We start from the raw sequence: 13,323 nt of genomic DNA, 5'->3' as shown, positions 1-13,323 counted from the left end.
GATAGGTTCCCGGCATGGTCACCGTCGATGATGTGCGGCGGGTCGCCCGGGACCTGCCACGAAGCACCGAACACCTGATCCGGGACAGGGTGAAGTTCCGGGTGGGCAAAATCGTGTATGTCGCGTTCTCCCGCGACGAGACGATCATGGGCTTCGGCTATCCCCGACAGGAGCGCGACGCGCTGATCGCCGCCGATCCGGTGACGTTCCACCTGCCCCGCGAGTCCGACCTGCGGTTCAACTGGGTGCAGGCCTACCTGGCGCACCTCGACGAGCAGGAGATGACCGAGCTGGTGCTGGAGGCGTGGCGGATGTGCGTGCCGAAAAAGGTGTGGACCGCCTACCTGCCACGCCTGGCCTGACTCCCGCCCCGGTCCTCCCTGCTCCGTCCGTCGTTCGGCCCGCCCCGCTGCGCCGCCCGCCCCGCCTCCCCGGTCGTCGGTTGCACCTGCCTGGACCGCTGTGCCGTCACCGCGCGCCCCGGCTGGCTGCCCGGTCTTGTCGTCGCTGTCGGCCGAGCCTCGTTACGGCTTCCCAGCCTCCGCCCGACCGGCTTCGCTGGTCCGGTCGAGTCGGTTCGTCCACTGGCCTGGGCATCGGTCGGGCATGTGTCGGGGCGGGCTTGCTTTCGGGTGGGGGCTGTCTCGGGTCGGGCTTGTGTCGGGGCGGGCCTGCTTCTGCGTGGAGGCTGGTCTCAGGTCGGGCCTGTGCCTGGGCGGGCTTGCTCGTGGGTGAGGGTCGGTCTCAGGTCGGGCTTGGGCGCCGGCAGGGGCGGTTCATGGGCGGCGGCCGAGGAGCAGCAGGATTTCGGTGAGAGGGTCGGCGGACGGCGGGACCGGCAGCGCCGGGGCGAAGGCGGCGCCCGGGGCCAGGCGGGCGGCGTCGTCGGGGACGGCGCGGGCGATCGGGACGGTGGCGGCGAGGACGGCCGGGCCCGGGTGGTAGGGCAGATCCAGTGTGCGGGCCACATCCCAGCCGTGCACGACGTAGTCGACCAGGTGGAAGGTCAGGGCCAGGTGGCAGGGGAACGTGCGGTCGGCTGTGAACTCCGGCAGATGCACGGGGCGGTCCAGGGCGCCCGGGGCGGCGAAGGCTGCGACGACGTCGGCGGCGGCCTCGGCGTACCGCGCATCGAAGTCGGCGCCGGCCGGAGCCGCAGCCCAGTGCGAAAGATCCCACCCGTTGCCCCGGGCCGCCGCGGCGAAGCCGCGGTGCTGCGCCGTCATGTGCCCGAGCAGCGTGGCCAGATCCCAGCCGGCGCACGGGGTCGAACGCCGTAGATCCTCGACGGTCGCCCGCGCGACGAGGTCCACGGTCGCGCGGACCGCCTCGGCGTGGATCGGGCGAAGATCCTTAATAGTCGTATGCACATGATTACGATCTACCGCCGCGTACGATCCGTCAAGAGGTTGCCGGAAACGGCCCGCCGCGGCCATGGCAAGCTGCGCTGGTGGAAAGGGACGACCTCGGCGCGATGGCCGCGCGGCTCGGCCGGCGCCTGATCGCGATGGAACAGCCGATCCTGGCCCGGCACGGGGTGTCCATGTGGGGCTACGTCGTCCTGAACGCCCTGGCCGAAAACGCGATCCGCACCCAGGCCGCGCTCGCCACCGGTATCGGAGCGGACAAGACCCGCCTCATCCCGATCCTCGACGACCTGCAGCAGCGCAGCCTCATCGACCGCGAACCCGACCCGGCCGACCGCCGCGTCCGCCTGCTCGCCCTGACCGGATCCGGTCAGCGGCTGCACCGCGCGGTACAGGCCGAGATCCGCGCCGCTGAGGACGAACTGCTCGACGAACTGCCGGCCGCCGACCGCGAAACGTTCCTGCGGGTGCTGGCGATTCTGGCCCGCCGCCCGGACGGGAACGGCCTCCGATCGGTTCAGCCCAGCGGCTGAGGCGAGGTTCGCTCCGCCGGGCGGGGCCTGCCGGTGGGGGCCGGTCAGAGCTTTGCGGCGGCTACGGCTTCCTGGAGGCCTCGGGCGGCGAGGCGGTCGGCTCGTTCGTTCTCCGGGTGGCCGGCGTGGCCTTTGACCCAGTGCCAGCGGACTTCGTGGCGCCGGACCGCGGCGTCGAGGCGTTGCCACAGGTCGACGTTCTTGACCGGCTGGCGGGCGGCGGTCTGCCAGCCGTTGGCGGCCCAGCGGGGCAGCCACTTGGTGATGCCGTCCCGGACGTAGACGCTGTCGGTGTAGATGTCGACGGTGAGCGGGGCGCGGTTCAACGTTTCGAGGGCCCGGATCGGAGCCGTCAGCTCCATCCGGTTGTTGGTGGTCGGGGTGGCCTCGCCGCCGCAGAGGTCCTTCTCCGAGCGGCCCCAGCGGAGGACCGCGCCCCAGCCACCGGGCCCGGGGTTCGGCACGCAGGCGCCGTCGGTGTAGATCTCGACGATGCGGCTGTGGTCACCCATGCCGCGAACCATACCGAAACCGCCGGCCGGCGGAACGGAGCGCGACCGGTCGGCGGTACGGGACGGGGGAGCCCTGGTGGGACGCGCCGCCCGGTCCGAAGGAGAAGGGTGGCCGGCACGGGGAGAGCAGGCCCGGCGGCGCGAGACGGTGGACGGGGTGGAGGCTGAGGGTTGCCGAGTGAGGGATGCCATGCCAGGGCTGCCCCGGGCGGTGTGCGGCCGGGGCCGCCGTAAGGTGGCCGGAGGCGGATCGGATGGGCGGAGCTCATGGTGGGTGGCGACGTGGCCGCGGTGGAGATACGGGACGTCGTGGTGCGCTACGGCGACACGACGGCCGTCAAAGGGGTGTCGCTGGACGCCCGGCGCGGGCGGGTGCTGGCGCTGCTCGGGCACAACGGCGCCGGGAAGACGAGCCTGCTGCAGGTGTGTGAGGGGTTCCGGAAACCGGATGCGGGCACGGCCCGGATCCTGGGCATGGATCCGATCGCCGAGCATGACGCGCTGATGCCGCGGCTCGGGATCATGCTGCAGTCCGGCGGGGTCTACCCGTGGGCGGCCGCGGGGGAGATCCTGCGGCTGTTCGCCTCGTTCGCGGCCAACCCGCTCGACACCGGCATGCTGCTCGACCGGCTCGGCCTGCGGAAGGTGGAACGCACCCGGTTCCGCCGGCTCTCCGGGGGCGAGCAGCAGCGGCTGAGCCTCGCGGTGGCCCTGGTCGGGCGGCCCGAACTGGTCTTCCTGGACGAGCCGACCGCCGGAATGGACACCGAGGCCCGGCACACCACCTGGCAGCTGATCGAGGAGTTGCGCGCCGACGGTGTCTCGGTGCTGCTGACCACGCACCTGCTCGACGAGGCGGAGCGGCTGGCCGACGATGTGGTGATCATGCGGTCCGGCGAGGTGGCGGCGACCGGCACGCCGGCCGAGCTGACCGCGGCGGCCGGGATCGACCTGTTGGAGGTCCGCGCCGACGCGGGCCTCGAGCTGACCTCCCTGAGGGCGCGGCACGAGGTGGTGGAGACGTCGCCGGGGGAGTATGCGATCACCGGCGCGCTGGACACCCGCGCGCTGGCCGACGTGCTGGGCTGGTTCGCCGCGGCGGACGCGCACGTCACCGCGGTGAGCAGCCGCCGGCGCACGCTGGAGGATGTCTACCTGTCCCTGACCGGTAACCAGAGCACGGTGGGAGCCACCCGATGAGCGTCGCGACCGGGACTTTCACGCCGGCGCCCGGGCGGGCGTCGATGCGTACCGTCATCAGCCGGCAGATCCGGATGGAGCTGCTGCTCACCGCCCGCCGGGGCGAGGCGGTGGTGCTGGCCATGGGGGTGCCGCTGCTGGTGCTGCTCGGCGCCGGGCTGACCCATGCGACGAACCTGCCGACCGGCGACCGGCTCGGCTTCGTGGTGCCGGGGGTGCTGGCGCTGACCGTGATGTCGACGGCGTTCACCGGCCAGGCGATCACCACCGGTTACGAGCGGAGTTACGGGGTGCTCAAGCGGCTCGGCGCCTCCCCGCTGACCCGGCCCGGCCTGCTGCTGGCCAAGACGGCGGCGGTGCTGGTGCAGATCGTGCTGCAGGTGCTGTTCCTCGGGCTGGTCGGGGTGCTGGTCGGCTGGCGTCCCGACCTCGCCGAGGTCCTGCCCGCGGCCGGGGTGACCGTGCTGGCCGCGGCCGGGTACAGCGGTCTGGCCCTGCTGCTGGCCAGCGTGCTGAAACCGGAGACGACGACGGGTGCGGCCACACTGATCTACGTGCTGATGCTGTCGGTCGGCGGGATCATGTTCGCCGCGCCCGACCTGGGGACGGCGGGATGGTTCCTGCTGCCGCTGGCCGCGCACGCCCAGGCGCTGCGCGACACGCTGATGAACGGGGCGAGCATCCCGCTGTCGATCTGGCTGGCCCTGGCCACGTGGGCGGTGGTCTGGCTGACCGCGGCCGCCCGCAGCTTCCGCTGGGAGTAGGCGCGTCCATCGATCGGTGGACAGCCGATGACGCCCGCGTGGTCGTCGCGCCGCAGGTGCCCGGAACGGGACGATCGTCGGCATGGAAGCGATAGAGGTGTCGAGCCTCCGCAAAACCTATCGGGACAAGGAAGCGGTCCGCGGCATCGACCTGGCGGTCGGCCGCGGGGAGATCTTCGCGCTGCTCGGGCCGAACGGGGCGGGTAAGACGACCACGGTCGAGATCCTGGAGGGGCATCGCCGGCGCGACGGCGGCAACGTGCGGGTGCTCGGGGAGGACCCGGGCACGGCGGGGCGTGGCTGGCGGGCCCGGATCGGGATCGTGTTGCAGGACGCCGATGACGCCGCCGACCTCACGGTGCGCGAGATGGTGCGGCATGTGGCCGGGTTCTACCCGCAGCCGCGCCCGGCCGACGAGGTGATCGAGCTGGTCGGGCTGACCGCCAAGCAGAACAGCAGGATCCGGACACTGTCCGGTGGGCAGCGGCGCCGGGTCGATGTGGCGCTGGGCATCGTGGGGCGGCCCGAACTGCTGTTCCTGGACGAGCCGACGACCGGTTTCGACCCGGCGGCGCGGCGGCAGTTCTGGGAGCTGATCCGGGCGCTGGCCGGGGACGGCACCACCATCCTGCTCACCACCCACTATCTGGACGAGGCGGAAGCGCTCGCCGACCGGCTGGCGGTGCTGGCCGACGGGCGGATCGTGGCCGAGGGCACCCCGGCGACGCTCGGCGGCCGGGCCGCGGCCGGGGCCCGGGTGTCCTGGCAGCAGGACGGGCGGACCCGCACCGAACAGGTCGCCGACCCCAGCGATCTGATCCGGGAGCTGGTCGCGACCGGTGCGGACCTGCGCACCCTGACGATCACCCGCCCCACCCTCGAAGACACCTACCTGACCCTGATCGGAGCCGACCGATGAGTTCGATGAGTCTCGGCCGGGGCCACGTGGAGGTGCTGCAGTTCCTGCGGGACCGGACCGCGGTCGTCTTCACCTTCCTGTTCCCGGCGATGCTCCTGCTGCTGTTCGGGACGATCTTCGGCAACGACTACGACCGGGCCGGGGCGAGCGCGGCCCAGGTCTACACCGCCAGCATGCTGGCCTACGGGGTGCTGACCACCGGGTTCGTGACGATGGGCTCCGGGCTGGCGCTGGACCGCGAGGACGGCACGCTGAAGCGGCTGCGGGGTACGCCGTTGCCGGTCACGTCGTACCTCATGGGGAAGTTGATCCTGGTATTGACCTTGAGCGTGGCCGAGGCGGCGCTGATCCTGTTGGTGGGCGTGGTCGTCTTCGACATGCCGCTGCCGCCGGCCAGCCACTGGGTGACCTTCGCCTGGCTGATGATCCTGTCGGTGACCTGTTGCTCGCTGCTCGGCGTCGCGGTCAGCGCGGTGGTCAGGCATGCCCGCAGCGCCGGGGCGATCCTGAACGTGCCGGTGGTGGCGCTGCAGTTCATCTCCGGGGTGTTCATCAATCCGATCACCCAGCTGCCGTCCTGGCTGATCACCGTGGCCTCGTTCTTCCCGATCAAGTGGATGGCCCAGGGCTTCCGGTACGTCTTCCTCCCGGACAGCATGAAGTCGCTGGAGGCGGCCGGGGCATGGGAGCTGGGCCGGGTCGCCGTGGTGCTCGGTGTGTGGTGTGTGATCGGATTGGCGCTGTGCCTGGTGACCTTCCGGTGGAGCGACAAGGACCGATGACCGACTCGGAGGCCGTGCACGCCCGCTATTCCCGCTGGTGGGACACCTACTTTTTCGTGATCACGGCCGCCGGCGCGGCCGCGGTCGTCACCTCCGGCGCCGGGGCGGGGCATCGGGGGGTCGCGGCCGCCGCGATCGTGGCGATGCTGATCGTGCACGCCACGGTCGGCTGGCGGGCGGCGCGCGGACCCGACGGACCGTTCTCGATCGCGGTGCTCGGGGTGCAGGTCGCGCTGTTCATGCTGGCGGCGGCGAGCGCGCCGGTGGCGTCGTGGCTGCTGTTCGCGGTGATCCCGCTGATCTTCCAACTGGCCCCGGTGCGCCTGGCGATCGGCGCGGTGGTGCTGGTCACGCTGGTGCCGCCGGCGGTCGACCTGGCCGCCGGGACCGGCAACCTGAAGACCGACCTGGTCATCTCGGCGATCTCCGCGGGGTCCGGCGTCTGGCTCGGGCTGTGGATCATCCGGGTGATCCGGCAGAGCACCGAGCGGGCGAATCTGATCGCCGAGCTGGAGGAGAGCCGCGCCGAGGTGGCCCGGCTGTCCCACGAGGCCGGGGTGACCGCCGAGCGGACCCGGCTGGCCGGGGAGATCCACGACACCCTGGCGCAGGGCTTCACCAGCATCATCACGCTGATCCAGGCGTCCGACCCGGAGCTGCGGGACGAGCGGCTGGCGCTCGCGGTCCGCACCGCTCGGGAGAATTTGGCGGAGAGCCGGGCGATCGTGGCCGCGCTGTCGCCGTCCGCGCTGGATGCCGGGCTGACCGACGCGGTTCGGCGGCAGACCGCCCGGTTCACCGAGGAGACCGGGCTGGCCGCGAGTTTCCGCACCACCGGGGAGCCGCGCGATCTGGCCACGCCGATCGAGGTGGTGCTGCTGCGCGCCACCCAGGAGGCGCTGACCAACGTACGGCGGCATGCCCGGGCGAACGAGGCGGCGGTGCTGCTGGCATATTCGCCGTCGTCGGTGCGGGTCGTGGTGCGCGACGACGGGTGCGGTTTCGACACCACGACGAACGGCGGCTTCGGGCTGCCCGGCATGCGGCAGCGGGCCGAGCAGGTGGGCGGCACCCTGACCGTGCGCAGCGACCCGGACACCGGCACCACGATCGAGTTGGAGGTTCCCGCATGATCCGGATTCTGCTGGTCGACGATCACCCGGTGGTCCGGATGGGGTTGCGGGGGATGCTCGACGCGGAACCGGACCTCACGGTGATCGGCGAGGCGTCGGACGGCGCCGAGGGGGCGGAGATCGCGCTGCGGGACCGCCCCGACATCGTGCTGATGGACCTGCGGATGCCGGGCGCCGACGGGGTGGAGGCGACCGGCCGGATCCTCGCCGGCGACCCGGGCATCCGGGTGATGGTGCTGACCACCTACGAGTCCGATCGTGACATCCTGCGCGCGATCGAGGCCGGCGCCAGCGGTTATCTGCTCAAGGACGCGTCGCCGGCCGACCTCGCCGACGCCGTCCGGGCGGCCGCCCGCGGGGAGACGGTGCTCGCGCCGAGCGTCGCGTCGACCCTGGTCCGCCAGGTTCGCACACCCGCTCCGCCGGCGCTTTCGGCCCGCGAGACCGAGGTGCTGAAACTGGTTGCGGCCGGCCTCACCAACGCCGACATCGGCCGACGCCTGTTCATCTCCGAGGCGACCGTCAAGACGCACCTGCTCCGCGTCTTCAACAAGCTCGACGTCGCCGACCGCACCGCCGCCGTGACCACCGCCATGCGTCACGACCTTCTGTGAACCCGATTGCCGGTGTACGCCGCGCGGCCGCCACCCCTCACCACCGATGCGCGGCGCAACGTCGCGGGGGTTGAGAGGTCACTGCCCGGTGGTACGCGCCGAGCTGCTGCCATCCGACACCCATGCGCGGCACGACGCCGCCGGGTCGGAAAGGGCGACACCGATGCGCGGCGCAACGCCGCGGCCAGGGAGGTTTTCGGGGTGAACCGCAGCCACCCGCGGACAGTGAAGGGCCGCGGTGATCGCCCTGGACGCGCAGCGGCCAGATCGCCGTGGCCCGGCCCGCGCGGGAGCATGCGGTCCGCACCCCGGCGGATGCGCGTACATGAAAAATTTGATCTTGAAGTTGGTCGGTGTGAAGCCGCGAGGGCCGGGGAATCCCCGGCCCTCGCTTCATTTCCTGCTATCGCATTCAGCGGATCCCGAGGGCGCGCTTGAACGTGAAGAAGAGGTCCGTCTGATTGGTGACGCCGAGGACGTTGGCGGCCTGCGGGCCGCCGGCGGCGATCCGGACCTCGGTGCCGGTGTGCTGCTGGGAGCCGGTGATGTCCGACGTCGCGTAGCTGATCGTCATGGTGGCGTTGTCGTGCGTGACCAGCGTGGCGGTGTAGCCCATCGTGGCGGCCTCGACGATCTGGCTGGTGTGGCCGTGGTCGGCGGTGACGACCACCAGGGTGTCGGGGTGCTTCTTCTGATAGTCGAGCGCCTTCTTGATGGCGGCGTCGAAGGCGACGGTCTCGCCGATCTGCCCGCACGGGTTGGCGGCGTGGTCCTGCTTGTCGATGGACGCGCCCTCGATCTGCAGGAAGAAGCCCTTGTCGCGGTGCCGGGTCTGCCGGTCCAGCACGTCGAGCGCCTTGGTGGTCATGTCGACCAGGTGCGGCTGCGCGGCGTTGCGGGCGACGTTGGTGGCGCAGGTCGACGGGGCGGTACCGGTGCGGGTCGGCGTGGGGCCGGTCCACTCCAGGTCCATGTTGTTGGGGGCGAAAGCGCCCAGGATCGGCGCGGCCCAGGAGGCGGCGGCGAGCCCGGTGGCGTCGGTGACGACCTGGTAGCCGACGCTCCGGGCCTGGTCGGTGACGGTCTGGCCCTTGAACCTGCCGGCCTGCACGGTCTGGTCGAAGTACGCCTTGCCCCCGCCCAGCAGGACGTCGGGGCGGGTCTGAACCAGCTGCTCGGCGATCGAGCCGGCGCCGCCGTTGACCTTGTCGTTGACGGCGCACGCGGCCATCGACTGCGGGCCCTTGCAGCCGCGGTCGACGACGTGCGAGGCGAGCACGGCCGGGGTGGCGTCCTGCAGCTCGGCGGTGGTGACGTCACCGGTCCGGTAGCCGGCCTTCTTGGCCAGCTCCAGGATGGTCTTCACCGGGCTGCCGTCGGGCAGCACGCTGATCGCGCCGTTGTAGGTCTTGTGCCCGGTCGACCAGCCGGTGCCGGAGGCGGCCGAGTCGGTCACGTACTCGGGCAGCTCCGGGTGGGCCTTCTGCACGGCGTAGGTGGTGTACGCGCCGGTCAGCGGCAGGGTGTCCATGGCCAGGCGGCCGTTGGCGCCGACCTGGTAGTTGCGGGCGATGGTGATCTCGCTGTCGCCCATGCCGTCACCGAGCAGCAGGATGACGTTGCGGGCGGTGCCGCCCTTGATGGCGTGCAGCGCGGCCCAGGTGTTGTCCCGGTGCGAATCGCCCGCCATCGCCATCGAGGGGATCGCGACGACCGCGGCGGCGGCGGCCGCGAGGGCCACGCGTCCTCGGATATTCATAGTTGCGCACTCCCTAATCTGATTGACCGGCCCCAGGGCATCAGTCCCGGGCGACGGGAAGGTTTCCGTCCGGTACTGATCGGGTTGACAGGGCACTACGCCTGATCGACAGGGGTCGCTGCCGGGTTTCTTAGGACGAATTAGGCGTTCCGCCGAAAAGAGCCCGTTATGCCGGTTAGATTACGGATGGCGTCGCCTCACGTGGATCTTCAGTCCCCGTGTTCGCGCTGCTGAGGGCCGGGTTCCCCGGTGCCCCGACCGCCCCAAGGTGCGGTACCCGAACAGGCAACCTCGTTCCGATGACGAGGACGCAAAGCCAGGGACCTCCCTGCTGGAGGTTGCCCAGCCGCCGAAGGAGACAGGAAGAGAATGGGTCATCGACCAATCCAAGCGGCGTCGCACGAGCGAGTGCCGTTCACGTTCTGGGGACGACCTCGGATCCGGACAGTTCTGGCGACCGTGGCAGCGGCCGCGGCGGCCTTCGCCCCGGCTGTGATGGTGCCCGCGCCGGCGCTGGCAGCCAACCCCTCCACCGTTGACAACCTGACCATCACCGATGCCGGGAACTGGGAAGGCAGCAAGGTCACCTTCACGCTGACCTACACCGGCAGCTCTCCTGGCGACTTCACCATCGCCACCGCGGCGGGCTCGGCGAGCTCAGGGGCCAGCGACTTCACCGCCACCCCCAGCAAGACCTCGATCACCTTCCCGGGCACCGCGGCCAGCTCGAACAACTCGACCACGGTGACGGTGGACACGGCGGCCGACGCGGACACCGCCGACGAGACGTTCAGCCTGGTGGCCACGGACACCCTGGGCAACACCAAGTCGGGCACCGGGACGATCTACGCGGTATCCGTCTACCCGACCTTCGGGCTGACGCCGTCGACCTCGACCGTGGCGGAGACCGCGACCAAGGACGCACAGGGCAACGTCACCCAGAAGACGGTGACGGTCACCGCCACGCTGACCGCGCCGCTACCGCACGACATCAGCATCCCGGTCTCCACGGTCAACGGCGCGGACGTCGACCCGCTGAAGAACGCCACCTCCGCCGGTGGCGTGCTGCGGGACTACGACGCGCTGCCGGCGACCGCGGTGATCACCATCCCGGCGTACACGTACACCGGCACCACCACCGTTCAGCTGTACGACGACAACGTCGACGAGACGGCTACCAATGGGCAGTCCTTCACCGTGCAGGCCACGGACACCCCTGTGGTATTGGCGACCAACGTAGGCGCGAGCAAGAGCACCATTACCATCACCGATGACGACCCTACGCCGGTGGCGTCGATCGGCGATGCGACGTCCGCGGTTACCGAGGGCGGGGCGCTCAACTTCCCGGTGACCCTGGACCGCCCGTCCGACGCGACCAACCTGTCCGTCGGCTACTACACCGCGGCCGGCACGACGATGACCGGCTCCTCCGCTGGCAGCCCGTCAGATGTCACCACCCCGGGCAGCAGCACCACGCCCAACGTGGCCACGATCGCGGCCTACTCCACGACCCGGACGATCGCGGTGCCGACCGACAATGACGTCAACTTCGAGGGCGCGGAGAACGTCAAAGAGGTCCTGAGCAGTGCCAACAGCAGTGCGGTTGGCGTAACGATCGGCACGAAGTCGACGGGCGTCGGAGTCATCAACGACAACGATGCGGGCCCGGCAGTCACCCTCGCCTCGGTCAGCACATCGCCGGGAGTGTTCCCGGAGGGCGACTCGGGCGAGAGGGTTCAGAAGGTCAGGGTTACCGTCGCCGCGGGTACCTACCCCGTACCGGTGAAGATCGACTGGGCGACCAGGGACGGCTCCGCCACTGCGGGCTCCGACTACAAGGCCGCCTCGGGCAGCTTCACCATTCCGGCCGGCACGGACACCACGAGCTGGTACGGCGACATCCCCATCACCGTCTACGGTGACGTGGTCAAGGAGAACTCGGAAACCTTCTCCATCGACGTCACCAGCTCGACCAGCACCATCGGCGCGGTCAGCGGCGACACCACCATCACTCTCAGTGAGGCGGGGGAGTCGGACGCCAAGCCGACCTTCAACGTCGGTGACGTCTCGGTGAGCGAGGGCAACAGCGGTACCTCGTTCGCGAAGGTGCCGATCGTGATGAGCGGCGCCTCGCCGTCCGACACGGTTTTCACCACGACGTTCCATGCCGGCACCGCCGTGGGCACCAGCAACGGTGTGCCCGGTGACAATGACTACACCGTCCCCACCGACAGCACGGTGACGATCAAGGCCGGCGACACGACCGGATACCTGAGCATCCCGATCAACGGTGACACCGTCTACGAGCGGGACCAGGTCTTCAGCGTCGACTTCACCACCGCCAGCAGCGACGTCACCAACACGAACACGCCGGACGTCCAGCACACCGCGCGGGTCACGATCGGCAACGACGACGCGCAGCCGACGCTGACCTTCAACAGCAGCAACGCGACCGAGGGCCAGCCGATCACCGTCACCGGCAAGATCGTCGGGGTTTCCGAGTACGCGTACAAGCTGGGTCTGACCGTGGGCGGCACGGAGACCAACGCGGCCACCACGGGCACCGACTTCACCGTGCCGGCCAGCCTGGCAACCACGTCGATCGCGGTGCCGGCCGGGTACTCCGGTGAGCTGACCGATATTCCGAGCGTCGGTGGCGGCTACACCTGGTCGTTCCCGACGCTGGACGACCAGATCGACGAGCCGACCGAGGGCTTCACCGTCACCGCGAACGAGACCACCGGCGTGCCGACCGGCTTCACGCCGGCTGTCGGAACCTACAAGATCGCGGACGACCCGCTGGACCTGCCGCCGGCGATCGCCATCGGCGACACGACCGTGAACGAGAAGGACGGCACTGCCGAGGTGCCGATCGACCTGACCTTCAACGGTGACGCGACGTCGACCACGCAGAACGTGACCGTCCAGTACAACACCTCGGACGGCACCGCCAAGGCGGGCAAGGACTACACGCTCACCAAGGGCACTCTGACGATCCCGCCGGGCACGATGAAGACCAGCATCAAGGTCCCCATCATCAACGACTCGGACATGGAGGACGACGAGACCTTCTCCGTGCGGCTCAGCAACGCCAACCCGTTGGGCGCGCAGATCACCAGTGGAGACTCGACCGTCACCATCAAGTCGGACGACACGGTGGCACCGGTCACCCCGACGCTGATGCTCACCGGTCCGGCGGCCGGCGCCGGCGCGGTCACCGCGTGGGGCAAGGCCACCCCGGGCACCAAGGTCATGCTGTACGGCGCGGCCCTGCCCGAGATGGACAAGAAGGACCTGAAGCTGATCGACACCGTGACGGCCGACGCTTCCGGGATGTACAAGTTCAAGTCGCTCACGGCGACCACCGGCTGGGCGTTCTACGTGCAGGCCGAGGTGGGCGGCGCGACGTCGATCCGGGTCGTCAAGCTGAACCAGTCGCCGGGGCTGACGCTCTCGACGAGCAAGGGCAAGCTGGGCGTGACGGTCAACGGGAACCCGAAGGCCTCCGGCCAGACGGTCACCATCCAGCGCAAGAGCGGCAGCAAGTGGGTGACGGTCGGCTCCGGCAAGACGACGTCGAGCGGCTTCAAGGGCTCGTACAGCTTCAAGTCGGGCACCAAGCTGACGGTGCGGGCCATGGTTTCGGGCAGCAGCAGCCTGGGCATCAACGCCGGCTACTCGTCCAGCAAGGCCATCACCATCAAGTAGTCATCACCTGACCCGAAACAGCGGGGGCGGCC

The 13,323-nt window shown here is 70.3% G+C and carries 12 protein-coding genes and 1 riboswitch; of the genes, 9 read left to right on the top strand and 3 right to left on the bottom strand.

The features are described from left to right. Positions 1–14: 14 nt before the first annotated feature. On the top strand, positions 15–362 hold the full coding sequence (locus ACSP50_RS33840; protein ID WP_014693823.1) for an MmcQ/YjbR family DNA-binding protein: 348 nt from the start codon (positions 15–17) through the stop codon (positions 360–362). A gap of 414 nt (positions 363–776) precedes the next feature. On the opposite strand, the gene ACSP50_RS33835 is transcribed toward ACSP50_RS33840, so the two are convergent. Continuing rightward, on the bottom strand, positions 777–1,370 hold the full coding sequence (locus ACSP50_RS33835; protein ID WP_043512710.1) for a TIGR03086 family metal-binding protein: 594 nt from the start codon (positions 1,368–1,370) through the stop codon (positions 777–779). Positions 1,371–1,450: 80 nt separating this feature from the next. Between ACSP50_RS33835 and ACSP50_RS33830 the strand changes: the two genes are divergently transcribed. Continuing rightward, a complete protein-coding gene (locus ACSP50_RS33830; protein ID WP_014693821.1) occupies positions 1,451–1,900 on the top strand; it encodes a MarR family winged helix-turn-helix transcriptional regulator in 450 nt (149 codons plus the stop codon). 44 nt (positions 1,901–1,944) lie between these two features. Here ACSP50_RS33830 and rnhA read toward each other — a convergent pair whose 3' ends face one another. Beyond that, entirely contained in the window at positions 1,945–2,412 is a 468-nt protein-coding gene (gene rnhA / locus ACSP50_RS33825; protein WP_043512708.1) for a ribonuclease HI, read from the bottom strand. Between the two features lie 267 nt (positions 2,413–2,679). On the opposite strand from rnhA, the gene ACSP50_RS33820 reads away from it, so the two are divergent. The 6 genes from ACSP50_RS33820 to ACSP50_RS33795 all read left to right on the top strand — a co-directional run bounded on the left by ACSP50_RS33820 (position 2,680) and on the right by ACSP50_RS33795 (position 7,824). Continuing rightward, a complete protein-coding gene (locus ACSP50_RS33820; protein WP_014693819.1) occupies positions 2,680–3,612 on the top strand; it encodes an ABC transporter ATP-binding protein in 933 nt (310 codons plus the stop codon). Then, positions 3,609–4,376, top strand: coding sequence for an ABC transporter permease (locus ACSP50_RS33815; protein WP_014693818.1), 768 nt, complete (start codon positions 3,609–3,611; stop codon positions 4,374–4,376). The genes ACSP50_RS33820 and ACSP50_RS33815 overlap by 4 nt, the downstream gene beginning before the upstream one ends. Before the next feature lie 82 nt (positions 4,377–4,458). Then, positions 4,459–5,295 (top strand): ABC transporter ATP-binding protein, encoded by an 837-nt coding sequence (locus ACSP50_RS33810; protein ID WP_014693817.1) that lies wholly within the window; start codon positions 4,459–4,461, stop codon positions 5,293–5,295. Continuing rightward, entirely contained in the window at positions 5,292–6,077 is a 786-nt protein-coding gene (locus ACSP50_RS33805) for an ABC transporter permease (RefSeq protein WP_014693816.1), read from the top strand. Before ACSP50_RS33810 ends, ACSP50_RS33805 begins: the two co-directional genes overlap by 4 nt. Next, positions 6,074–7,210 (top strand): sensor histidine kinase, encoded by a 1,137-nt coding sequence (locus ACSP50_RS33800; protein WP_014693815.1) that lies wholly within the window; start codon positions 6,074–6,076, stop codon positions 7,208–7,210. Before ACSP50_RS33805 ends, ACSP50_RS33800 begins: the two co-directional genes overlap by 4 nt. Next, a complete protein-coding gene (locus ACSP50_RS33795) occupies positions 7,207–7,824 on the top strand; it encodes a response regulator transcription factor (protein ID WP_014693814.1) in 618 nt (205 codons plus the stop codon). The genes ACSP50_RS33800 and ACSP50_RS33795 overlap by 4 nt, the downstream gene beginning before the upstream one ends. 412 nt (positions 7,825–8,236) lie before the next feature. Here the strand turns inward: ACSP50_RS33795 and phoA are convergent, their stop codons facing one another. Continuing rightward, positions 8,237–9,583, bottom strand: coding sequence for an alkaline phosphatase (gene phoA, locus ACSP50_RS33790; protein ID WP_014693813.1), 1,347 nt, complete (start codon positions 9,581–9,583; stop codon positions 8,237–8,239). Between the two features lie 274 nt (positions 9,584–9,857). After that, a riboswitch (cyclic di-GMP riboswitch) is annotated at positions 9,858–9,937 on the top strand. 105 nt (positions 9,938–10,042) lie between these two features. Here phoA and ACSP50_RS33785 point away from each other — a divergent pair. Beyond that, a complete protein-coding gene (locus ACSP50_RS33785; RefSeq protein WP_043512703.1) occupies positions 10,043–13,291 on the top strand; it encodes a Calx-beta domain-containing protein in 3,249 nt (1,082 codons plus the stop codon). The last annotated feature ends 32 nt before the right edge of the window (positions 13,292–13,323 follow it).

The organism is Actinoplanes sp. SE50/110, assembly GCF_900119315.1.
Taxonomy (GTDB): Bacteria; Actinomycetota; Actinomycetes; order Mycobacteriales; family Micromonosporaceae; genus Actinoplanes.
Note: the sequence above shows the minus strand (reverse complement) of the source record. Positions and strands in the feature narration are given on the sequence as shown.